The following is a 22880-nucleotide window of genomic DNA, read 5'->3' as shown; positions in this document are numbered from 1 at the left end:
AGTAGCCCTGAAACTCAACAATCGACCGCGAAAGACCCTGGACTACGACACCCCAGCAGAACGCATGGCCGAACTACTAGGATTGACCGGAACCTAGGAAACGTTGCAACGAACGCTAGAATCCGCCCAGCCGCTGAAGCATGAGACGAGCCACGGTGAACTCGATTTTCTCGCTCAGCGGATCGGAGTAGGTTTTCGCACCGTAGTCGCGCGCCAGAGCTTCTCGGGCAAGCCGAACAATGGCATCCAAGCCACCAGAAGACACCTGCATCGGATTCTTCGTCGCCGACACCAACTCGGCGGGAATGCCGCATTGCACAGCGAGATCGCGGAACAGTTTTTTATCTGTTCGCATGTCATGCCCGCGAATCACGTGGGGGTGGAGCCGTTGCGCCAGATCTACCGCTTCTCGGGTTTGCCACACTTGGATGTGCCGATCCGGATCATCGATGAGTCTCTCGTAAAAATCGGGGATGAAACGCTCCCGGGTAAAATTCGCCTGAATCTTGGCCCGCACAGTGGCGTCCCAGTGAGAAACGTCAACTGATTCTTCCCCACCAAGGAACAATGCATCAGCGCCAGCCCCCGACAGGATCGCCCCGTCCGCTCCTAGAGCGCGCGCATATTCGTCGACTCCGACAAGCACCAGCCCCGCCAATACCTCCCAGGGTTCTGGGTACCCGAGCTTCTTGACTGTCAGCGTCAAAAGTCGTTCAAATTCTGCTTCACCGGGTTCAACCACATGGTGCTCGAGACCGCAGTGCTCCGCCACAGCTTTGGCGGTGGCGATCTCAGCGGCTGCAACATCACCGGGTTGCGCGAAGCTCACAGCAAGTGCGTCTGGACGCACATCGGCGAGCACCGCTGCAATGAGGATCGAATCCACTCCCCCTGAGAGCATGAGGACAGGGCGCCCCGACCACTGCTTCGTCGCGGCGTCGAGCCGCCGCGAGAGGTACGCACGGACGAGCACTGCTGCTTCGTCCGGGTCGGTCACGTCATGCAGCGCCGGTGCAATCTCACACTCATCTGCGACGTACTCGCATCCCTTAGCGGTCGTTTCCATCTGGGTCCCTTTCCACTATTTCGAAGGAGTCGTAATCCAGCCTCGGCACATCGAGGGTATGTACGAGCTTCGCGTTCGTCGAGCTGAGCTCCCCCAATTTGTTTTCCAAGTTTTCCAGCCGTTGCACGATGATTTCGTTGCGGCCCCGTGGACGGAAGCGCTGCGGCCGGGTATATCTCATGCGGTCTTTCTTGTCGCGCACCCGCAAACGGAAGACAGCCGAACGGACGAGGTAATAGAAACCAGCCAGTGTCGCCGCCGAGATGACGACAATCCCGAAACGCTCCCATATGCTGATGCCGCTGATCCCCACAACGCTGATATTCATCGACAAGATTCCGATGAGTGCGACAAATAGCGCCAGCACCTCGACTGCTTTCCAGGTCATCTGGTTGGATTGAGTTTCCAGCTCTTTAGACAGCTCTGCCACTTCCTCGTGGACCCGCTCCATTTGGGCACTGACAGTGCTTCGGAGAGCTCTTTGCACCTGCCATTCAGACGACACCAGCAGCCGGTAATTCTTGTACTCGTTATGGATGTCGAGCGCGCCAGCATCTACGTGTTGTATCGCGAGATCGAGAGAACGGACGGATTGCCGGTAGAAGTAGTCTTGATCTTTTTCTCCTTCATCACTGTCAATCACTTCAAAGGGATTCCGTCCGGCATCGATGCCCGCTCCGGCACCGTCATACATCATGCCCTGCCCACCGAGGCCGATGGCAGCAGCAATCCGTCTATACGCTTCACCTCGGCGATAATGGGCGTTCGCATCACTAGGGTTCGAGCGCAACAGCGATTCGGAAAAGGCAAGCATTTCCCACCCGTAATAGCCCATCGGGAACAGCCACATGCCGTGCAAAAGCAGGTGCTTGATCTTCGTCGGCACACCGGAGAGACCGGTCGCTGGATCACGCGGCGGGGAGTTTTTCACTCCGATGGCCTCAAAGATGCTTCGTGGATTAACGGCACGACCCGCATTGAGGCGAGCAAAAATGAGATAAACGCTGTTCAGGTCCAAATCACCGATGACCAGGGGCTCGTCTTCAGCACGGCCGAGAACATCACGGATGCCCTCGTAGTTGAAGTCGAAGCGGTAGAGCTGAAGCTCGATCAACACCGCGACCACGTACCCCAAATCGCTATAGGTTGATTTCGGCGTGCGTACGGCGCGTTCCGGTTGCTGGATCCCGCGGAAGTTTTCCCGTGCCTTCCATGCAATATCGGTGACCATATTCAGGCACTTTTCAAATTCACCCGAAGAGCGGAAAACCCCGGCTCGAGTTCGATCCTGTGCCTGCGGGAACAGCGCTTCAGCAAGCCTAACTGTCGTATCTTTCCAGGCTGTCTTGGCGGCAAGCCGATCTGCCTCGCTCATTTTCTCCAATTCACCCGGAGCGTATGGGGTGAACAGTCTCCGATAAAACAGATCCGGATCCGATCCGCCAAACCATGCCCATTCCGCTTGTTCGACGAGAGATGCAAACTCATCTTCAGTAGCACTATGGTCCATGCTTTTCCTCCCTCGGTGCTAGCCGCAACGATGACCACCTATTGTATTCTCGACTCATGTCGCGCGATGAAGTCGATCTTTCCGACCTTCTCGGTCCGTTATCCGCCCCGGAAACTCCGGAACTGAGAATCATCGGTGTCTCGACACTGACTGGTTCAGCAACCAAGGGTGATTCCTCCCACGGCATTGGTAATGACAAAGACTTCGCTCTCTTGAACCGAGTTCGCTTGTGGTCAGATGTCGTTCTCGTGGGCGCCGGGACTGCTCGTGCCGAGAATTATTTCGGGGTGCGCACGACACACCAGCAGCGTGAAGAACGTATTCGCAATGGACAAGCAGCTGTCCCACCGATCGCGGTTGTCTCCCAGTCGATGGATTTCGACACCTCTACGCAACTCTTCCACGACACTCTCACGCCTCCCCTGATCCTGGTTCCGGAAGCCGACATCAATCCAGAACGCGCAGCCGAGCTTGAGTCAGTGGGAGCAATCATCGTTCCGTGCGGCGACGGGACTCCCCCGGAGATCGTCTCCGCTCTACGCAGCCGGGGGTTGCAACGAATTGTGTGCGAAGGCGGCCCCAGCATGTTCGAAGCACTTTTGCGGCATGCTCTGGTAGATGTCATCCACCTGACTATTGCCCCCTTCGCCACTTTTCCGGTAACCGTTCCGCTGTTCCCCCATACGGACTCGGACGACGAAGGCAGCACAAACGATGCTGTAGACCAGAGATTTGCACTCGACCACATCGAATCGGACTTGGATTCATATGTGTTCACCCGATACCGGCGGGTGAACAAGGGAAACTAGTGCACATTTAGTAGTTTTGGGGGCTGTGACTAACCGCATCAACGCTTTGCACTCAACTTGGTCCTCCCCCGCACCGGAGGGCAGTCAGTGCTCCCCAGCGGTGGCAAACGCGTTTTTGTGGCCTTTAGCGATTCTTCTGGTCATTCACCGTGTTTTTGCGGTGGCGCTGCCCGGCACCGTGACCGACGACTTCACCACTGTGTGGTCGGCCGCACGCCGGTTCGTCCTCCGTGAGCCGGTGTACAACGAGCTCTACCACCACGTCGACCCGCACTACCTGTACAACCCGGGCGCGACACTGCTGCTGTCGCCTTTGGGCCTGGTGGACAATATCAGCGCGGTTCGTGCCCTGTTCATCCTCGTCAACGCCGCGTGCATCATCGGCGCCCTGGCCTGGCTGACACGGCTGGCCGGGCATCGGTTGTCCTCCCCCGTTTTCCCGGGCGCGGTGGCCCTCGCATTTCTCACAGAAGCGGTGACAAACACCCTGGGCTTCGCCAATATCAACGGCGTTCTCTTCCTCGGACTCGTCGCCTTCCTCGCCTGGCTACTCGCCGCGGGCGCCGGCTCGTCGTGGGCCGCCGGACTCGTGCTCGGTCTGTGCATCCTGATCAAGCCGATGTTCGCGCCCTTGCTGCTGCTGCCCCTGCTGCGTCTGGATTGGCGCGCCATCATCGGTGGCATTGCTGTGCCTGTCGCGCTCAATCTGATCGCCTGGCCGCTCACCCCGGGAGCGCGCGACTACATCGATATCGTCGCGCCGTATCTCGGCATCACGCGCGACTACGCGAACTCGTCACTATCCGGCGCCGCGGTCTATTTCGGCATGCCGGGCTGGTTGCACACAGTGCTCTTCCTTCTCTTCGCCGCTACTGTGCTCGTCGCCGTGGTGTTCTTGGCCCGTTACCGCTTCACCGCCGAGTGGGTCTGGGCCGCCACCACCGCCGCTGTTCTCCTCGCCGGCGTGTGCCTGCTGTCGTCGCTTGGCCAGGCGTATTACTCGATGCTGCTCTTCCCCGCTGTGTTCACCATCGGCCACCGTCTCAGCGCTTTCCGTTCGCCTGCCGCATGGGCGGGAATAATCCTGTGTCTGTCACCGCTGACCTGGGTAGTGGACGGCCACTACGTCACCGGCCGCTGGCTTGACACCTTCCTGCCTACTGTCGGCTGGGCGGTGTTCATCGTCGCAGTGGCGGCGTGGGCCGTGGCTGTCAGCACTTCCGACCGACATGAAAGGACGCACCGCCATGGCGGACAACACGAATTACAGCGATTGGACTGAAACTCAGTGGCGTGAGCGCCTGAGCCCGCAGGAGTACCACGTGCTCCGCGAAGCCGGCACGGAGCCACCGGGAGTCGGCGAGTACACCGACACCACCACTGAAGGCGTGTACCGTTGCCGTGCCTGCAATGCAGAGCTGTTCCGCTCCACCGAGAAATTCGACTCCCACTGCGGTTGGCCGTCATTCTTCTCCCCGCTCGCTGGCGACAAGGTGATCGAACGCAAGGACCGCTCGCTCGGCATGGTGCGCACCGAAGTGCTGTGCGCCAACTGCAATTCCCACTTGGGCCACGTGTTCGCTGGTGAGGGGTACGACACCCCGACCGACCTGCGCTACTGCATCAACTCCATCTCCATGACATTGGAGGAAAAGCCGGTGCAGTAATGCTGCCGGCTCCCGCTGGCTTAGCTGCAAGTGGCCGAGCTGCTTCAGCACAGCGAAAAGCGCCTGTCCCCGCGGAGGGTACGGGGGCAGGCGCTTCGTCGATAAGCGAATGCTTTATGCGCCGAGATTTACGGCAGGACCTCGACGATCTCTGCGATATCGGCAACGCGGCGGCCGGAGAAGAACGGCAGCTCCTCGCGCACGTGGAGGCGTGCCTCCGTGTAGCGCATCTTGTGCATCAGGTCGGAAATGCGACCCAGCGTCGGCGCCTCGAATGCGAGCATCCACTCGTAATCGCCGAGGGAGAACGCCGACATCGTGTTCGCGCGCACGTCCTTGTACTCCGCGGCGGCCTGGCCGTGCTCGATGAGCAGTCGGCGGCGCTTGTCAGCGTCCATGACGTACCAGTCGTAGGAACGGGTGAACGGGTAGACCGTGATCCAATCCTGCGGCTCCTCGCCCATGATGAAGGCGGGCAGGTGGCCACGGTTGAACTCCGCCGGACGGTGGAGGCCCACACCGATCCAGAAGACCTCGAGGCACTGGCCCAGCACAGTCGTGCGGCGGAAATCGTTGTAGGCCTTCTGAATGTCTTCGAATTCTTCCGCGTGCCACCAAATCATCACGTCGGCTTCCGCACGGATGCCGGAGATATCGTAGATGCCGCGGACGACGACCTTGCCCTCTTCCTCGAGGCCGGCGAAGAACTTCTTCAGCTCCGCGACGACATCCTCACGCTCGGTGCCGAGCGCGCCCGGAATCGCGCGGAACGTCGCCCACTGGGCGTAACGCTGAGTGTTGTTGAGCTTTTCAATATCCGGCTGAGTCATGCCGCACATCCTTTCTTCCCCTACCGCGGGGAGGTCCAACAAAAGTTCTATACGCCGATCCTACAGGGCGTGCTTCAACGGATAACGGCGCGCCTCCACAGAATGCGGCCAGGCACTGTCTAGCTTGGAACGCGTGACACATTCGGACCACCCGCAGCTCTCCGCCGCCCCCTCCCCGACCACGAAATCTGCCGCGACCGACGCGCAGAACGGGGAGTCCGCGACGATCCCTGCCGAATTCAACGAAGCAGTGGAGTCCATGCACCGCGCGCAATTGCGTCCGGAGATCAGCCTGGGCACCATCCGTCCGCCGCAGCGCCCCGCGCCGTTCAGCCACGCTGTGGGCCTCGAGGTACAGCAGCTTAACGACGACGCGCCTATCCCCACCGACTCCCAAGGCGACGCGTTCGGCCGCCTGATCCTTCTGTACTCCCCGTCCTCTGAAGAGGCGTGGGAGGGCTCCATGCGCCTGGTCGCCTACATCCAGGCGGACATGGACGACGCGGTGGCCTCCGACCCGCTGCTGCCGGATGTCGCGTGGCAGTGGCTCGGCGAATCCCTGGCCGAATCAGGTGCCGAATACACCAACCTCGGCGGCACCGTGACCTCCACGTCGTCGGTCCGCTTCGGCGAGATCGGCGGTCCGCCGCGCGCCTACCAGATCGAAATGCGCGCCTCCTGGACCGCCGCCGGCACCGACCTCGCCCACCACGTCGAGGCGTTTTCGAAGGTGCTCGCCCACGTCGCCGGCCTTCCGCCGGAAGGTGTCGCTGGCATCGACGGCCGCCGCTAACCGATGCCTGATACTTCCCGTCGCGCCTCCGGCTCCGGCGCCTATACTGTCGCCACCTCGCCAGAGGAGTACCAGCGTGCCGCTGCGGCGCTAGCTGCCGGACGGGGCCCTTTCGCCATCGACACTGAGCGCGCGTCAGCCTACCGCTATGACGACCGCGCCTTCTTAGTCCAGATCTTCCGCCGCGGCGCCGGCACCTTCTTGCTCGCGCCCGAAGGTCACCGCGATGACTTCGAATCGATTCTCGCGCCCGTGGTGGGCGGAGGCGACTGGATCGTCCACGCCGCGCCGGAGGACCTCCCCAGTCTTTCCGAGCTCGGCTTGTACCCGGGCACGCTTTTCGACACCGCGCTGGCGGGCCGCATCGCCGGCTTCGACAAGCCAAACCTGGCCGCCATGGTCGAGCAATTCTGCGGCGTGGTCCTTGAAAAAGGTCACGGCCGCGAGGATTGGTCTGAAGTTCCCCTGCCGGCGGAATGGCTCGACTATGCAGCCGAGGACGTCATCTACCTCAATGAGCTCGCCGAAGCGCAAGCCGAGCTGCTCGCTGCCACTGACAAACTCGAGATCGCGGACGAGGAATTCGCTTTCATCGTCGCCGAATACGCTGAATGGGAACCGACCGTGAAAACGTGGCGGGATCTCAAGGGAATCGCGCAATTGAAGTCGCGAACATCCCTCGCCGTCGCACGCGCCCTGTGGGAAGAACGCGACGCCGAAGCGCGCGACCGCGATAAGTCTCCGTCGCAAATCCTGCCCAATAAGGTCGTTCTCGCCGTCGCGAAAGCCCTGCCCCGGTCTCCGCGTGATCTGGGCGCAGTCCCCGGATTTCCGCAACGCCGACGCGGCGCTGTGCAGCGCTGGTTTCCGGTGCTGCAGTCCGTCTACGATTCCGATCCGTCGACATGGCCGACGCGGAAAAGGCGTCCGGACGACGACGAAACCGGCCCGCCCGGGAAATCCGCATGGCAGCGCCACCACCCTGATTCATGGGAGGCGCTGCAAGCCATGCGATCGGCAGTGGCGTATTCCGCGGCGCAGCTCGAAATGCAAGCCGAGGTCCTGCTCACTCCAGCGACGCTGCGTGAAGCAGTGTGGACGGTGACCAATGAGCCCGGCCCGTGGAGCACGCACCGCGTTGCGGTGCTGCTGCGTTCGCTCGGCGCCCGCGAATGGCAGATCGCGGAAGTCGCCCCGCTGTTCGGGTTGATAGAGGTCTAACTGCTTCGCGCAGCGTTTAGAGGTTCCCGATCCACTCTTCAATAGATGCCTGGGCAGAAGCCGCATCCAAGCCCACATCCGCGATCAGCTGCGAACGCGACGCATGATTCGGGAACACGTCCGGGAACGCCAGACGGCGCAGCGGCGTATCCACCTCGGCAGCGCTAAGTGCCTCGGAAATCACAGATCCGATGCCGCCGCGGACAATGCCGTCTTCGTAGACGACCACCATGTCGGCGGATGCGGCCATGTCAATCAGCTCCGCGTTCACCGGGACGATCCAGCGCGGGTCCACCACGGTGATGCGCTGACCCTCACCGTTGAGCTCGTTCGCAACACGCACTGCATTGTCTGCGAACTCACCGATGGCGATGACCAGCACCTCAGGGGTATCGTCGCTTTCCTCGCCCAGCGGCTCAACCAGAATGTCGCAGCCGCCCGGCGTGCGGCGCACCGCATCGATGGCGGGGCCGACGTCGCCCTTCGGGAAACGAACCACCGTCGGGCCATCCTCGATCGCGATCGCCTCGCGGAATTCTTCGCGCAGACGGTCCGCATCGCGCGGCGCCGCCACACGGATCCCAGGAACGATCGATGTGATCGCCATATCCCACACACCGTTGTGGCTCGCACCGTCACTGCCCGTGACACCGGCACGATCCAGCACCAGCGTCACCGGTTGCTTGATCAGTGCGACGTCCATGAGCAACTGGTCAAACGCTCGGTTGAGGAAGGTGGAGTACACCGCGACGACCGGGTGCAAGCCCCCCAACGCCATGCCAGACGCGGAGGTCACCGCGTGTTGCTCGGCAATACCGACGTCGAAGAACCGGGAGGGGAATTTCTCCGCGAATGGAGTCAGCCCCGTCGGGCCTGCCATCGCCGCGGTCAGCGCGACAATGTCTTCGCGCTCGTGGGCTGCGCGCAGAAGCTCTTCCGAAAAGACCGAGGTCCAGCCGGGCCCCGCTTCACCGAGCGCCTCACCCGTCACCGGGTCGATGACGCCGGTGGAGTGCATCTGGTCAGCCTCGTCGTTGACGGCCGGAGCGAAGCCGTGGCCCTTCTCGGTAGCCACGTGAATGATCAGCGGGCCGTCGTATTGCTTTGCGTACGCCAGCGCCGTCATCAGCGAACCGATGTCGTGGCCCTCGATCGGGCCGACGTATTTCATGCCCAGCTCCTGGAACATCTGCGTGGGCACCACCTGGTGCTTGATGCCCTCCTTCATCGCGTGGAGGGCATCGAAAGCGCGTTCACCGACCCAGCCCATGGATTTGAGGGTGCGCTTGCCCTGCTCCATGACTTCGTCGTAGCCCGGCTGAATCCGAATCTGCGCTATCTGGGAGCGCAGCTCATCCAGGTTGCGGGCGAAACCGCCGATCGTCGGCGAATAGGAGCGCCCGTTGTCGTTGACTACGATGACGACATTGCGGTCGCTCTCAGCGATATTGTTCAGTGCTTCCCAGCACATTCCGCCGGTCAACGCACCGTCGCCGACGACAGCCACGACATTCTTGTCGCCCTTGCCGTGCAGCACCTTCGCCTTGGACAAGCCGTCGGCGTAGGACAGCGCCGCGGAGGCGTGGGACGACTCCGTCCAATCGTGCTCCGACTCGCTGCGGTTGGTGTAGCCCGACAGACCGTCTTTCTGGCGCAGCGTGTCGAACTGGTCGGCGCGGCCGGTGAGAATCTTGTGCACGTAGGACTGGTGGGACGTGTCGAAGATGATCGGCTCTTCCGGCGAATCGAAGACCGCGTGCAGGGCGATCGTCAGCTCCACCACACCCAAGTTCGGGCCGAGGTGCCCGCCGGTGGCGGAGACCTTCTCAATCAGGAATTCGCGGATTTCACGCGCGAGACGGTCAAGCTCGTCCCTCGACATGTCATTCAGATCAGCAGGAAAATCGCGGTGGTCAAGGCTACTCACTAGTCGTCTTGGCTCCTTCTCGGCGAATTCTTCCCCCGGCCCGGTTTCTACCCAGCTCGGGTCACCGTGGACGGACTCTCTCGTTCTGATCGAGTTTACACCGTGTGTAGCCAAAACCATTATTCTCCTGCCTTGGAATTAGCGCGGGACGAGACTCGTGAGAACTTCGAAGTGGTGGGTGTTCGGGAAGGCGTCGATAAGCGCCATGCGCTCGACTGCGTACCCGCACCCGCCCCACGCTGCGAGGTCGCGCGAAAACGTCGCGGGATCGCAACCGATGTTAATGACGCGCTGCGGCCCGCGTGCAGCGACAGCCTCCACGACATCCGCGCCGGCACCTGTGCGCGGCGGGTCGAGGACAACCAACCCCGGATCGGGCAGCCCGTCGATGCTCGACTCGACCTTGCTGTTGCGCACCTCCACGTCGACATCCGCCAGCGCCGGTTGCGGATCGCGCGTCGCCGCCGCCGAATAATCGACGCTGACCACGTGCGCCCTCGAGCCGAGCGCATCGCTTATCGACGGCACGAACAACCCCACTCCCCCGTACAAATCCCATCCGACGGGCCGTGCATAGGTGTCCGCAGCCCAATCGACGATATAGCGGCAGTACGTGGCCGGAGCTGTGGTGTGGGCCTGCCAGAATGCCGTGGGCGGAAAACGGAATACCGATTCTTCGATGCCACTACTTTGCGGCGCGGGGACCGCCTCGGTCACGACGGAATCGCCTTCGATCCGGGTCTCGATGCGCTCGATCCGCTTGCCGCGCTGCGCGCGCTGGGTCTCCACGACATGGCGCGTGCCACGTGAATCGACCACGACGACGAGCTCCGCGCCCGGAGTGAACCTGCGCGCATCGGCGCCGACGATGCCATCGAGCGCTTCCTGGTTGACCTGCGTGCAGCGCACCCCCGCGATCACGTCGTGGCTGCGTGCCCGGCGCATCCCGGCGCGCCCATCCGGGCCCACACCGAGGCGGACACGCGTGCGCCAGCCGGTCAGCGGCGCGAGAGTGTCCTGTTCGAGATCGATGGCGAGGTCGAAGCCGGTGAGAACACCGCTCGGGCGCGCGAATTTGTCCAGCTGGCCGACGAGGATTTCGCGTTTGAGCCTCTCCTGCGCGGTCGGCGTGATGTGGGAGTAGTCGCAGCACCCGGCGCCCGCTTCCGCAGCGGGGCAGGCCGGGTCCACGCGGTCCGGCGACGGGGTGTCGATGGCCTGCGCTTCCCCACGCGCCCAGTTCTTTTTCACCTTGGTCAACGCCACCGATGCGGTGTCACCCGGAATGGCTCCGGCGACAAAGACGACCCGCCCGTCCGGTGCGTGCGCGATCGCCTCCCCGCCGTGGGCCATCGTCGTCGGTGTGAGCGTGAGAGTGTCACCCACACTCAGTGCTGGTGAATGCGTGGTGGGTCGGTCGTCCATGTCTTGAGTGCTTGATCTAGTTCTGGTTCTGCTGCTGTTGCTGTTGCTGTGCCATTGCCTGCTGCAACTGCGCGGCAAGCTGCGCGGGCAGCTCGACCGGCAGGGAGTTGCCGGCCAGCACCGGGGAGGAGCCGCGGTAGATGAAGGAGCGGGCAATGATCTCGTGCGCTAGCTCAGCCAGCTGATCTTCCTTGCCGTGCGGTGCCGCGAGCGTGACGCGGTAGAGCCAACGCGGGCCTTCCACACCGACGATGCGGATGACACCGTTGTCTCCGCGGCCCACGACCTCGCGGCCCCACGGCCCTTCCTCGAAGGTGGCGGGCATTCCCTCACCCTGCATCCCCTCGATGATCTCGTCGCTCGACTCTTCCCACATGCCGCCGGAATTCGGCGCAGCGAATGCGACCGGAGTGACGCGGCCGAATTCGGTCACGACGTGGAGCATGCGCGGGCCCTGCTCGCCCATCTCCACCTGCACCTGGGAGCCCTTCGGCAGCGGCAGCTGGATCGACCCCAGATTCAGAATGCCTTCAGCGAAATCACTGAAGTCGAAATCCTCGATGTCTACGCTATCGCCGTCGAATGGACCAGTGTCGCCGCCAACGGCGTCGTGCTCGATTGTGACCGGCCCCGCGTAGGCCTGGGTCTGGGACTGAACGCGGTCCGCATCCCCTGCCTTGTCCGCCGCAGCGGATACGAGCTTGGGCTCGGGTTCATTCTCGGATTCGTCCTCCTCGGAAGACTCCTCCTCGGACTCCTTGGAGCTCGCGCCCTCCTGCAGGTCCGTAATGGTGTACTCGGAGCTCGGGTTGCTCGGCTTCTCTGCCTTTTTGGAGCTCGCGCCCTCCTGCAGGTCCGTGATGGTGTACTCGGAGCTCGGGTTGCTCGGCTTCTCTGCGTCCTTAGCGTCTGCAGTGAGCTTTTCAGCAGCGTCAGCTGCCTTCTTCTTATTCTTGCCAAACGGCCAAAATCCCATGGTGCTGCGATCTCCTTGTGCTAGTTGTGCTTGATGTACTCGATCAGTTCATGCCGGTTGAACCGTACCCGCCGGCGCCGCGGACCGTCTCGTCGAGCTCGTCGACCTCGACGAAATCCGGGAGTTCCACCCGCTGAACAACGAGCTGTGCGATACGCATGCCCCGGGTGATCTCGAATGGCGTGTCCTTGTCCGTGTTGAGCAGACACACCATCAACTCGCCACGGTAGTCCGCATCCACGGTGCCCGGCGCGTTCACAATCGTGATCCCGTGCTTCGCCGCCAGGCCTGAGCGTGGGTGGATCAAGCCGACGGTGCCCAGCGGCAGCGCCAACGCGATCCCTGTCTTTACTAAAGCGCGCTCCCCCGGCGCGATCGTGAGATCTTCAGCGGAGTGCAGGTCCACACCGGCGTCGCCGCGGTGCGCGCGCTTGGGCACAGGCAACTCGGGATCGAGCCGCTTCAACGGGATGGGGCCAATTCCCCCACCGGCGGCGCTTTCATTCGCATGATTCATCACGTGGTTGGTCACGGCCCCAGACTACGTGACCGCTCCATGCTCCCGCCGTGGCGCAGTATCACGGCGAGCGATTCAAGGATTGTCCCCGTGCTGCTTAACATGGAAGGCGTGACGGACAACGCCAAAGAGAATGTGACTAGCAACCCTGCCGGGGCATCGCAGACTACTTTCGGTTCCCCGGAGGTGCTTTATTCAGAACGCCAGTGGGTGCCCGCGTGGTGGTGGATCATCGGCATCGCGTTCGCCGTATTGCTCGGCGCCCAAATGGGCAATAACCGTGGCTTCTGGTGGTTCGCCATCACCTTCGTTCTCGTCTCCGCGGTAATCGTGTGGTTCCTCCTCCACCTGTCCTCCACCGTGGTGAAGGTGGAAAAGGATAGCGATGGGACCCGCTGGCTGGTGGTGGGAGACGCGAACCTGCCAGACAACGTCGTCACGCGTTCTCTTGCTGTGCCCAAGTCTGCGAAACAGAACGCGCTCGGGCGTCAGCTCGACCCGGCCGCATACCTCATCCACCATGCGTGGGTTAAGGAGCTCGCCCTCTTCGTGCTCGACGATCCGGAGGACCCCACTCCGTACTGGCTCGTGTCGTCGAAGAACCCGGAGAAACTTCTCCGGGCGTTCGTCCCTGCGCAAGCGGAACAAGCAATCGCCCCGCTGCAGAAGGGCTAGAAACTACTCGCAGTCCAGGCAGATCTTCGAACCGTCGGACTCCGTGTGGCCCAGACGGTTGTTCTTCTGCACTAGGAAGCAGGACGCGCAGGTGAACTCGTTCTGCTGCTTCGGCACGACGGAGACATTGAGCTCCTCGCCGGTCAGATCCACCTGGGGCGGGTCGAAGGCGTCGACGACTTCGCCGTCGTCGTCCATGCTGCTGCCGGCGACTTCCTCGGCCTTGAGACCCTCGAGCGAGTCGGTCTCAATCTCATCGTCGAGGCGTCGGCGGGGCGCGTCGTAATCGGTGGCCACTAGTGGGTCTCCTTTGCCATACATCGTCGCAGCATCAACCGCGCTTTTCTGGGTGGAACACCACCCGCTGACGGCCTTTACTGCCTTCTTTCGACGCGATACTAAATCAACGTGTCCCGTCTGTCATGTTTCCCCCGCGCATTGCGTCTCCGGCGTGTCGCACATGCCGCCTCCCGCAGGACCGCACCGCACTCATATCGGCGGGATGACTAGAATCAGCAACCATGAACACTGGGGTGGCTGAAACCAACGAAAACAACGCGCACGCTGCGAAAGAAACACCGCACGCGCACTGCTGCGGAATTGACATCGGCGGCTCTGGTGTCAAAGGCGCCATCGTGGATATGACGACCGGCGAATTCGTCAGCGACCGCATCAAGATTCAGACTCCGCAGCCAGCCACCCCTGACGCTGTCGCTGAGACGACGGCGGAGATCGTGCGCCAGCTTGGTTGGGACGGCCCCGTGGGCATCTGCCTGCCATCGGTGGTCACCGACCAGATCGCACGCACCGCCGCCAATATCGACGACTCGTGGATCGGCACCAACGTCCACGATCTTTTCGCTCGCCACCTACCGGGCCACGAGCTCGCAGTGCTTAACGACGCTGATGCAGCCGGCTTGGCAGAGGTCGCCTTCGGCGATGAAGCCGCCCGGACCGGTGCCGTCATGTTCCTCACCTTCGGCACAGGCATCGGCTCTGCATTCCTCATGGACGGCGCGCTCTTCCCCAACACAGAGCTGGGGCACATGATGGTCGACGACAAGGAGGCCGAGCACCAAGCCTCCTCCGCAGTGCGTGACCGCGAAGAGCTGAGCTACAAGAAGTGGGCCAAGCGCGTGGACCGTGTTCTGGCCGAGTACGCGCGACTGTTCAATCCGTCCGCTTTCGTCGTCGGCGGCGGCATCTCCCGCAAGGCAGACAAATGGGTGCCGCTGCTCACCATCGATACTCCCGTCATTCCGGCCACGCTCCGCAACCGTGCCGGAATCGTCGGTGCCGCGATGGCTGTGTGGAAGGACATCACTCCGTAACTGCCTCACCCCAAAGCTCCACCGCACACTGAAATTAATGACTTTCACAAGGTGGCGCTCACTAAGTGTGCGTGCGTATGCTGTAGGGTTGTTCAATAACTTAGCGGTTCTAGTGCTGGCAGATGAGATTTCTGCTAGGGCTTGTACCGCGCCGTAACACATGGACGCAGGAATAGACTCCGCCTCTCCGCGTTGACACTGCCGCCACCGCAGTCCCGTATTGTGGTGGCGCACCAACGAAGAGAAGCGGCGAGCTCATGAAAGGTCGTACGTGGCAGCGAGCACCCCATCTAAAAACCAGAGCCCTGAGAACAGCGCTGACGCATCCGGGGACACCGGCGCCACTTCGCCTGCCCGCAAGACCGCCGCTAAAAAGACGACGGCGAAGAAAGCTGCCAAGAAAGCAGTAAAGAAGGCAGCGAAGAAGACTGCTAAGAAGACGGCGAAAAAGACCGCCAAGAAAACGGCGAAGAAGACGGCCAAGAAAACCACCAAGAAGACGGTGAGGAAGTCCGCCGCAAAGAAGACTGTGCGCAAGTCTGCCGCGGCGAAGGTCGAGGCCCCGGACGAGTCCGATGAGTTCGACGAGAGCTCTGAAGACGATGACGATCTCGACGACGACATGCTCGACGCGGATATCGACGGCGCTGATCTCGACGACGACATGGACGACGATCTCGACGAAGACAACCTCGGCGACGAGGAATTCGAGAACGACCTCGATGACGAAGAGGTTGTCGACGCTGCCATCGAAGACGAGGACGAGGAAGACGACTCCGAGGATGTCGTGCCCGAGCTCGGCGAAGAAGACGGTTCTAAGAAGGCCCCGGCTAGCAGCGACGATGATGATGATGACGACTCTGCCGCACCGTCTGTCTGGGATATCGAGGAATCCGCTGCCCTGCGCCAGGCGCGCAAGGATGCGCAGCTGACTGCTTCCGCCGACTCTGTTCGCGCCTACCTCAAACAGATCGGTAAGGTCGCCCTGCTCGACGCTGAGCAGGAAGTGTCCCTGGCCAAGCGCATCGAGGCAGGTCTGTACGCCCAGTACCGCCTGGACGAGATGAAGCGCGCCGCCGACGAAGGCGACAAGGACGCCAAGCTCAGCCCGGCTATGAAGCGCGACCTGCGCGCCGTCGCCCGCGACGGCCGTAAGGCGAAGAACCACCTGCTGGAGGCAAACCTTCGTCTCGTGGTCTCCCTGGCGAAGCGCTACACCGGCCGTGGCATGGCCTTTTTGGACCTGATTCAGGAAGGCAACCTCGGTCTCATTCGCGCCGTGGAGAAATTCGACTACTCCAAGGGCTACAAGTTCTCCACCTACGCCACGTGGTGGATCCGTCAGGCGATCACCCGCGCGATGGCTGACCAGGCCCGCACCATCCGTATTCCGGTGCACATGGTCGAGGTCATCAACAAGCTCGGCCGTATCCAGCGTGAGCTTCTGCAGGACCTCGGCCGCGAGCCGACTCCGCAGGAGCTGGCGAAGGAAATGGACATCACCGAGGAGAAGGTCCTCGAGATCCAGCAGTACGCGCGTGAGCCGATCTCTTTGGACCAGACCATCGGCGATGAGGGCGACAGCCAGCTCGGCGACTTCATTGAGGATTCTGAGGCTGTCGTCGCGGTGGACGCCGTGTCCTTCACCCTGCTGCAGGACCAGCTCCAGGACGTGCTCCACACCCTCTCCGAGCGCGAAGCCGGCGTTGTGCGCCTGCGCTTCGGCCTGACCGACGGCATGCCCCGCACTCTCGACGAGATCGGCCAAGTCTACGGCGTCACCCGCGAGCGCATCCGCCAGATCGAGTCGAAGACGATGTCGAAGCTGCGCCACCCGTCACGATCCCAGGTGCTGCGCGACTACCTCGACTAGTCAACGCGCTCTCGACGCGAAAGCCCGTAGGCCCCGGCTTCTCACATGCCGGGGCCTACGGGCTTTTCTACCTCCCGCTAATAGATCCCCTCTTCCCCGTTGATGTCGAATTTCCAGACTGGGTCGAATTCGTGGTTGACCGGGTCGTAGCCGAGGAGCAAATACGTCGCATCGCGGAAATGGCCGGTGTGCTCGCCACAGTAGGAAAGATCGATGTCTTCATATTCCTCGACATATTCACGTTTTTCTTCCCATTCCAACCAGAACACTTGTCCAGCCGGATTCATGACAGCGATGCCAGGAACGTCGAAAATCCGGTTGTGCGAATACTTGTACCTGCCTATGTTGAGAGTTGCATCAACGCAGATTTCACTGTCTTCGCCGTCGAGTTTGCTTTCCCCGAACGGAGTGACGTCCACGTCTGTGAGCGCCAACTTGGCCTGCTCCAGTTGCAACGACTCAATGGATCCCCCGTCCCCCAGAGCCCCTGCTTTCGCGAGCAACTGCGTGTAGTTCTGCCCCGCAACGCTGACCGTTGTATCGACCGACACATCATCGTCGTTGCTGGGTGCTTCTCCCGCCGCGATATCGGACAGATCCGATAGTTTGCTTGCAATCGGGTACAACGGTTCGCACGATGCCGCAACAGTCAATTGAAGGTCTTCCAACCCAGGACGGTCGGTATTCATCATGCACCACGGGTCGTTCGAATCGTCCGATTTCGTCTCATCCCATCCGGAGACGAAATACGAAAGGGCTCTGCCTTCCTTCGGTTCTTCGTCGAGATGGAGTTCGACGGCGATATCACCTTCGGCTGTTTCAAACCATCCGGAACAGAAATCATCTGACAAATTCGGCTGGTACACATCCTTCCAAGCGACAGAATCATAGAACTCGTCTCCCAGCTCGCAGCTCACCATTTTGCCGTCAACGAATGTGTGGTCGACGGCACGCTGGTCGATTTCTGAGACTTTGTCCCGCTGAATCCAAACCACTGCCCCGCCGATCACCGCGACAAGCAGAACGATAGAGAGCACAGGAAGAAGGACACTAGGTTTCTTGGGTCGCTGCGGTGCCGTTGGAGGGCCAGGAGGGACATTCGGATTCTGGGGCGGGAAAGAATTCGGTTGGCCCGGGGTGTCCTGGACCCCGGGTTCTACTGCGTGGTTCGTCGGTTGCTGCACCTGGTGCGTCTCATCAGAAGCGACCGGCTGTTGCTGCGGCGACTGGTAAAGCGGGTACGGGGCTGTTGGACGGTCCCCAGGGGAGTATGGGGTTGGCTGGCCGTAATAGATGCCGCCGCCCGGCGGCATCGAGGTCGGACCCTGCGGGAACCCGGCACCCGGCCCGCGGGAGAAGCCGGGAGGAGTCGGCGGGACATTGCCGGCATCGTTTCCGTTCGGCCTACCTTCTGTGCCCTGCACTTCTCCTCTTTCCGCAACACGCCACCGGCGCAGTCGTCCGTGGACTGAAAAACGGTTGTGACCACAGAGACATTACCTGGAAATAGCGGAATTCTCTCGGCGTTTTTCTGCGGTAGCGCGTCAACAGAGGGCGAATAATCCGGACTGTGAAAGGAGCTTAAGTGCTCTCGGTGAACCGGCCGTCGGGACGCTCGTAGATCTGCTCGTTGAACTCGTCTGGGCCAATGGGGGCTGGATCGTCGAAGTCGGTGTAGCTGCCCGGTTCGTCGTAAAGCATGGAGATGAGAATGACGGCAATGAGGATGGAGACGATGAGCGCGCACACGTTGAGGACGATGCCGATGATGGCGGGCGCAAGTCCGCCGCGGCGCAGACCCCGGCGTTTCTGGCTGATCCCGATGGCACCAAATATGATTCCGGCGATCGCGGAAATTGAACCGAGGATGATGAACCACCACGAGGTGAGAATCGTGGCGATACCGATGACCAGAGACGCGATGGCGAAGCCGTTGCTGCGGGGCTGCCCGTTGTTGTAGTCCGCGTAGCCCGAAGGAAGGTATGAATTCGGGCCGTGGGGGTTGTAACGCCCGTACGCGTCAACAGGGCCCTGTTCAAAAGGCTGGCCGTAGCCGTCGAACTGTCCAGCACGCTCGTGGGAGTAGCCGCCGTAAGGTTCGTTCAGTGGATCCCGCGGGCTGCGCGGGTAACCAGCGCCATAAGGATTCGGGTGCACCATGGTGTGGCCGACTTTACCACTGCTGCAGGTACCTGATTCTTTCCCTGAGCTGATCGGCGGAGCACAGTGCGGTAGGCGGACCGCCGCAGGCTTTGCGCACCTCGGTGTGGATCGCACCGTGTGGGCGGCCGGTGCGCGAGGCCATGATGGACACGCGCGTGTTCAACTCTTGCCGGAGCGCGGGGATGTCCTCCGACGCGACACCGCTGCCGCCCGTGGCGCTTGCTGCGCCGACGGGTGTATCCGGTGAGGCCGGTGGACGCGCTTCCCGCTCTTTCGCGGCGGCGGCCTCTTTGGCCCGGCGCGCTTTCTCCTCTGCCTCGCGGGCGTCGAGCTGCTCGGATTGGCGTTTGCGCAGAAGCGTCTTCACCTGTTCCGCGTCGAGGAGGCCGGGCAGGCCGAGGAAGTCTTGTTCCTCGTCGGTTCCGGTCATCGTCGGAGTGCCGTAGGTGGAACCGTCGAAGATGAGGGAATCGAGCTCCGCTGAGGCGCCAATGGATTCGTATTTCGAAGCCTCGTCGGGCTCGCTTCGCTTCTGGTTGGCCTGCTCAAGCAATTCGTCGGACCAACCGGATTCGCGGTGCGGCTTGCCCAGCACGTGGTCGCGGGAGACTTCCATTTCTTCGGCGAGGCGCAGCAGGACCGGCACTGACGGCAGGAAGATCGAAGCGGATTCGCCGGGCATACGGGAACGCACGAAGCGGCCGATCGCCTGCGCGAAGAACAGCGGCGTCGACGCCGAGGTCGCGTACACACCTACCGCCAGACGCGGCACGTCAACACCCTCGGAGACCATGCGGACGGCCACGAGCCATTCGTCCTGGGAGGAGGAGAACTCGGCAATGCGTTTCGACGACCCCGGCTCGTCGGAAAGCACCACAGTCACCGGAGTGCTGCTGATGGTCTCCAGGATCTTCGCGTACGCGCGCGCCGTCGTGGTGTCCGTGGCAATCACGAGGCCGCCGGCGTCCGGCATGTGGCCGCGGACCTTCGTCAACCGGGTTTGCGCGGCCTGGAGCACCGCGGCGATCCAATCGCCCTTCGGGTCCAACGCGGTCTTCCACGCGCGCGCCGTCTGCGCCGCATCCAGTGGCTCGCCGAGTCGTGCGGAGTATTCCTCCCCCGCCGAGTCCTTCCACTGCGCCTCACCGCTGTAGGCGAGGAAGACGACGGGGCGCACCACACCGTCGGCAAGCGCTTCGGCGTAGCCGTACGTGTAGTCCGCCTGGGACACGAGATGCCCCTCGCCGTCTTCTTCGTAGGTGACGAATGGGATCGCGGAATCGTCGGAACGAAACGGCGTGCCTGTCAGCGCGAGGCGGTGATCGACGTCGTTGTACGCCTCACGCACGCCGTCGCCCCAGCTCTTGGCATCGCCGGCATGGTGGATCTCATCCAAAATCACCAGCGTGCGGCGCGACGACGCCACCGCGTGGTGTTTGAACGGGTGCATGCCCACCTGGGCGTAGGTGACCACGATGCCGTCGTAGGCCGGGTTCACCGCAGACGAATTAGTGAACTCCGGGTCGAGCGACAGCCCGAAGCGCGCCGCGGCCTGCGACCACTGGACCTTCAGGTGTTCCGTGGGCACCACGACGATGATGCGCTCGACGGTCTTCTCCGCGTGCAGCGTGCTCGCCAACGTCAGCGCGAAGGTCGTCTTACCCGCGCCTGGCGTAGCCACGGCGAGGAAGTCCTTCGGCTTCGTGGCGGTGAAAAGGTCAAGGGCCTCCTGCTGCCATTGGCGCAGAGACGGCCCTTTGCCCGGTGCTGCAGATGTCACTTGCGGCGCAGCCCCTTGTAAATGCGCTCGCAGTCGGGGCACACCGGGGAGTCGGGCTTGGCCTGCTTCCGCACGGGGAAGGTCTCACCGCACAACGCGACGACCATGTCACCGCTGATGGCGGAGTGCACGATCTTGTCCTTCTTCACATAGTGGAAGAAGTCCGGAGTGTCATTGCCCTGCGAAGTGTCTTCGCGGACATCGGGCCGTTCAATCGTCTTCGTCGTTGTCTGCGTCACGCACACCATCATGCCTCATTGCCCGGACCATGTTTAAAAACCGTGTTGCTGGCTGCTCGCGGAAGTGCACGCGGCACGTCTACCCTTGGGTGCCATGAGCACAGCAGGCGGACCCAACGATCCTTCCGTCGTCGACGGGGATGCGGTGAGCTCGCCCGGCAAGCGCTTTTCCCGTCGCAAGGCCGCGTTGATCACGTCCGCGAAGCGTTCGCCGCAGGAGAATTTGCGGTCGCGCGAGCGTGCTTACCTGATCATGCAGGGCATGCGCTTGCCGTTCGTGTTCCTGTCCATCGCAGCGGTGATGTGGTGGCATAACTGGGTGCTCGCGATCATTTTCTTCGCTATCTCGATTCCGCTGCCATGGATTTCGGTGGTGGTGGCCAATGACGGCAACGAGGTGCGCGATAAACGTTCGCGAAACGTATACAAGCCCGCCGCCGCCCGCCAGCAACAGCTCGCGGCCGCCCGCCAACAGCAGCTCACCGAACGAGCGCACACAGACAACACCCCAGAGACGATCGACCACGAGGATTAAGGAGCTATCCGTGCACCCCACCGACATCGCGGGCGAGTTGATCCGCGAATTCACTTCCGCCGGGTTCACCTCGGATTCCATCGCCGCGCACCTCGGCCCCGACGCCATGGAGGCGCTCTTCCGCGGGGAGCCCGGCGCGGTTGTAGAGGCGTGCGATGATTCGCGCTTGTCGGGCCTCGTCCGCTTCTTCCTCGTGCGCGAAAAGATGACAGCGGAACAGCTCTCCGAGTTCCTTCCGGCACGGCTCGTTCTTTCGCTTATCGACGCCGCCGTGGTCTCCCCCACCCCCTCCGGCGACCTGGAAATCGCATTGGACATCCGGCCCCACATCATTGCCGGGCGCGACCGGTTCATTTTCTCTGACCTGGATGCTTCCATGACCGACCACGTGCCAGGCCCTGACCACGTTCTCGGTGTCGGTGCGGCGAGCTTGTCGTTGCTGTCCGCCACGCCGCTGACTCCCGTCGACTCAGTGCTCGACTTAGGAACCGGCTCCGGTGTGCAGGCTCTGGCGCAGTCGGGTTGTGCTGAACGCGTGGTGGCCACGGATGTCCATGAGCGCGCCCTTATTCTCGCCGATGCCACGATGGCCGGCGCCGAGGCGACCAATGTGGACCTGCGCCACGGCTCCTGGTTCGAGCCCGTCGAAGGCGAGCGTTTCGACCGCATCGTGGCCAACCCGCCCTTTGTCGTGGGCCTGCCCGAGGTCGGCCACGTCTACCGCGATTCCGGCCTCGACTTGGACGGTGCCACCGAACTCGTTGTGTCCTCTGCCCCCGACTACCTGGAAGACAGCGGTTCCGCCTTCATCCTGGGCTCCTGGGTACACACCAGCGAACAGTCGTGGGAGCAGCGCGTGGCCAGCTGGTTCCCCTCCACCGGTGTCTCCGCGTGGGTGCTGCAGCGCGATGTCGTGGACCCCGCGCTATACGTCTCCACGTGGCTCAAGGACGAGTCCGTCGACCCCCGCTCAGCCAACGGGATCGCCCGCACTCGGCAGTGGCTCGCCCACTTCCGCGAACAAGACGTTCGCGCCGTCGGGTTCGGCTGGATCTTCATCCGCAAGATCGGCGACGCCCCCACAGAAGTCGTGACCGAAACGCTTTCCCAACCGTTCACAGACCCGCTCGGTCCAGAGGTCGAGGAGTATTTCGTGAGAATGGAGTGGCTGCGGGAGACGTCGATAAGCGATGTGCTCGATGCGCGCTATGCGCTGCGTCCCGGCATCGCCCTCGAAGATGTCAGCCTCGCCGACGCCGAGACCGGCATGGGATTTGCCCCCGAGGTCAAACGCATCACGCGTACCGACGGCCCCCGTTTCAGCCACGAGATCGACGACGCGGTCGCCGCGATCATCGCCGGACTCAACCCCGACGGGCTGCCGCTGCGCGACATCGTCTCCCTCTGGGCCGCCTCCCACGGACTCGACGACGATGCCGAAGAAGCACTCGCCCACGATGCCGCCGGAGTCATCGTGGACCTGATCCGCCACGGCTTCGTCCTCCCCGCCGACCTCGTCAGCCTGAACAGCTAGCCGAAAGGA

Annotated in this window: 22 protein-coding genes; 10 read left to right on the top strand and 12 right to left on the bottom strand. The window is 62.3% G+C overall.

Annotated elements, in window-relative coordinates; genetic code table 11:
- Positions 1–115 precede the first annotated feature (115 nt).
- The gene (locus ACUY2Y_RS07790; protein WP_448325510.1) at positions 116–1066 is read right to left on the bottom strand and encodes an asparagine synthase C-terminal domain-containing protein; all 951 of its coding nucleotides are present in this window, start codon (positions 1064–1066) and stop codon (positions 116–118) included.
- On the bottom strand, positions 1050–2576 hold the full coding sequence (locus ACUY2Y_RS07785; RefSeq protein WP_448325509.1) for a hypothetical protein: 1527 nt from the start codon (positions 2574–2576) through the stop codon (positions 1050–1052). Before ACUY2Y_RS07785 ends, ACUY2Y_RS07790 begins: the two co-directional genes overlap by 17 nt.
- 56 nt (positions 2577–2632) lie before the next feature.
- Here ACUY2Y_RS07785 and ACUY2Y_RS07780 point away from each other — a divergent pair, with 56 nt between their 5' ends.
- Genes ACUY2Y_RS07780 through msrB form a run of 3 tightly spaced genes read left to right on the top strand, consistent with a single transcriptional unit; the run spans position 2633 to position 5052 of the window.
- Positions 2633–3385 (top strand): pyrimidine reductase family protein, encoded by a 753-nt coding sequence (locus ACUY2Y_RS07780; protein WP_448325508.1) that lies wholly within the window; start codon positions 2633–2635, stop codon positions 3383–3385.
- A gap of 25 nt (positions 3386–3410) precedes the next feature.
- Complete coding sequence (locus tag ACUY2Y_RS07775; RefSeq protein WP_448325507.1) at positions 3411–4667, top strand: glycosyltransferase family 87 protein; 1257 nt, start codon at positions 3411–3413, stop codon at positions 4665–4667.
- Positions 4633–5052, top strand: coding sequence for a peptide-methionine (R)-S-oxide reductase MsrB (gene msrB, locus ACUY2Y_RS07770; RefSeq protein WP_448325506.1), 420 nt, complete (start codon positions 4633–4635; stop codon positions 5050–5052). Before ACUY2Y_RS07775 ends, msrB begins: the two co-directional genes overlap by 35 nt.
- Before the next feature lie 128 nt (positions 5053–5180).
- On the opposite strand, the gene hemQ is transcribed toward msrB, so the two are convergent.
- Entirely contained in the window at positions 5181–5882 is a 702-nt protein-coding gene (hemQ, locus tag ACUY2Y_RS07765; RefSeq protein ID WP_448325505.1) for a hydrogen peroxide-dependent heme synthase, read from the bottom strand.
- 133 nt (positions 5883–6015) lie between these two features.
- Between hemQ and ACUY2Y_RS07760 the strand changes: the two genes are divergently transcribed.
- A complete protein-coding gene (locus ACUY2Y_RS07760; protein ID WP_448325504.1) occupies positions 6016–6675 on the top strand; it encodes a DUF3000 domain-containing protein in 660 nt (219 codons plus the stop codon).
- 3 nt (positions 6676–6678) lie between these two features.
- Complete coding sequence (locus ACUY2Y_RS07755; protein ID WP_448325503.1) at positions 6679–7896, top strand: HRDC domain-containing protein; 1218 nt, start codon at positions 6679–6681, stop codon at positions 7894–7896.
- A gap of 16 nt (positions 7897–7912) precedes the next feature.
- Here ACUY2Y_RS07755 and dxs read toward each other — a convergent pair whose 3' ends face one another.
- From dxs to dut, 4 genes are all read right to left on the bottom strand, one after another.
- The gene (gene dxs, locus ACUY2Y_RS07750) at positions 7913–9823 is read right to left on the bottom strand and encodes a 1-deoxy-D-xylulose-5-phosphate synthase (RefSeq protein WP_448325502.1); all 1911 of its coding nucleotides are present in this window, start codon (positions 9821–9823) and stop codon (positions 7913–7915) included.
- 138 nt (positions 9824–9961) lie between these two features.
- Positions 9962–11248 (bottom strand): class I SAM-dependent RNA methyltransferase, encoded by a 1287-nt coding sequence (locus ACUY2Y_RS07745; RefSeq protein WP_448325501.1) that lies wholly within the window; start codon positions 11246–11248, stop codon positions 9962–9964.
- Between the two features lie 16 nt (positions 11249–11264).
- A complete protein-coding gene (locus ACUY2Y_RS07740) occupies positions 11265–12224 on the bottom strand; it encodes a DUF3710 domain-containing protein (protein ID WP_448325500.1) in 960 nt (319 codons plus the stop codon).
- Between the two features lie 43 nt (positions 12225–12267).
- Positions 12268–12741 carry a dUTP diphosphatase gene (gene dut, locus ACUY2Y_RS07735; protein WP_448325523.1) on the bottom strand — a complete coding sequence of 158 codons (474 nt, stop codon included), beginning with the start codon at positions 12739–12741 and terminating at the stop codon, positions 12268–12270.
- 111 nt (positions 12742–12852) lie between these two features.
- Here dut and ACUY2Y_RS07730 point away from each other — a divergent pair, with 111 nt between their 5' ends.
- Complete coding sequence (locus tag ACUY2Y_RS07730; RefSeq protein WP_448325522.1) at positions 12853–13416, top strand: DUF3093 domain-containing protein; 564 nt, start codon at positions 12853–12855, stop codon at positions 13414–13416.
- Positions 13417–13419: 3 nt separating this feature from the next.
- Here ACUY2Y_RS07730 and ACUY2Y_RS07725 read toward each other — a convergent pair whose 3' ends face one another.
- A complete protein-coding gene (locus tag ACUY2Y_RS07725) occupies positions 13420–13713 on the bottom strand; it encodes a DUF4193 domain-containing protein (RefSeq protein WP_210574272.1) in 294 nt (97 codons plus the stop codon).
- Between the two features lie 224 nt (positions 13714–13937).
- Here ACUY2Y_RS07725 and ppgK point away from each other — a divergent pair, with 224 nt between their 5' ends.
- Both ppgK and ACUY2Y_RS07715 read left to right on the top strand, forming a co-directional pair.
- Positions 13938–14747: a polyphosphate--glucose phosphotransferase gene (gene ppgK / locus ACUY2Y_RS07720; RefSeq protein ID WP_448325499.1), complete on the top strand. Its 810-nt coding sequence runs from the start codon at positions 13938–13940 to the stop codon at positions 14745–14747.
- 220 nt (positions 14748–14967) lie between these two features.
- Positions 14968–16620 carry an RNA polymerase sigma factor gene (locus tag ACUY2Y_RS07715; protein ID WP_448325498.1) on the top strand — a complete coding sequence of 551 codons (1653 nt, stop codon included), beginning with the start codon at positions 14968–14970 and terminating at the stop codon, positions 16618–16620.
- A 77-nt stretch (positions 16621–16697) separates the two neighbouring features.
- Here ACUY2Y_RS07715 and ACUY2Y_RS07710 read toward each other — a convergent pair whose 3' ends face one another.
- The 4 genes from ACUY2Y_RS07710 to ACUY2Y_RS07695 form a co-directional block, all read right to left on the bottom strand.
- Positions 16698–17657, bottom strand: coding sequence for a hypothetical protein (locus ACUY2Y_RS07710; RefSeq protein ID WP_448325497.1), 960 nt, complete (start codon positions 17655–17657; stop codon positions 16698–16700).
- Positions 17658–18201: 544 nt separating this feature from the next.
- Positions 18202–18780: a DUF4190 domain-containing protein gene (locus ACUY2Y_RS07705; RefSeq protein ID WP_448325496.1), complete on the bottom strand. Its 579-nt coding sequence runs from the start codon at positions 18778–18780 to the stop codon at positions 18202–18204.
- 13 nt (positions 18781–18793) lie between these two features.
- Positions 18794–20563, bottom strand: a complete 1770-nt coding sequence (locus ACUY2Y_RS07700; protein ID WP_448325495.1) for a DEAD/DEAH box helicase — start codon at positions 20561–20563, stop codon at positions 18794–18796.
- A complete protein-coding gene (locus ACUY2Y_RS07695; RefSeq protein WP_210574285.1) occupies positions 20560–20811 on the bottom strand; it encodes a DUF3039 domain-containing protein in 252 nt (83 codons plus the stop codon). Before ACUY2Y_RS07695 ends, ACUY2Y_RS07700 begins: the two co-directional genes overlap by 4 nt.
- Before the next feature lie 85 nt (positions 20812–20896).
- Here ACUY2Y_RS07695 and ACUY2Y_RS07690 point away from each other — a divergent pair, with 85 nt between their 5' ends.
- Both ACUY2Y_RS07690 and ACUY2Y_RS07685 read left to right on the top strand, forming a co-directional pair.
- Positions 20897–21337 carry a DUF3099 domain-containing protein gene (locus tag ACUY2Y_RS07690; protein ID WP_210574261.1) on the top strand — a complete coding sequence of 147 codons (441 nt, stop codon included), beginning with the start codon at positions 20897–20899 and terminating at the stop codon, positions 21335–21337.
- A gap of 10 nt (positions 21338–21347) precedes the next feature.
- Positions 21348–22871, top strand: a complete 1524-nt coding sequence (locus ACUY2Y_RS07685; RefSeq protein WP_448325494.1) for a DUF7782 domain-containing protein — start codon at positions 21348–21350, stop codon at positions 22869–22871.
- Positions 22872–22880: the final 9 nt, after the last annotated feature.

This window comes from Corynebacterium sp. 20-84, from assembly GCF_053479455.1.
This window is presented reverse-complemented; position numbering and strand designations above follow the sequence as displayed.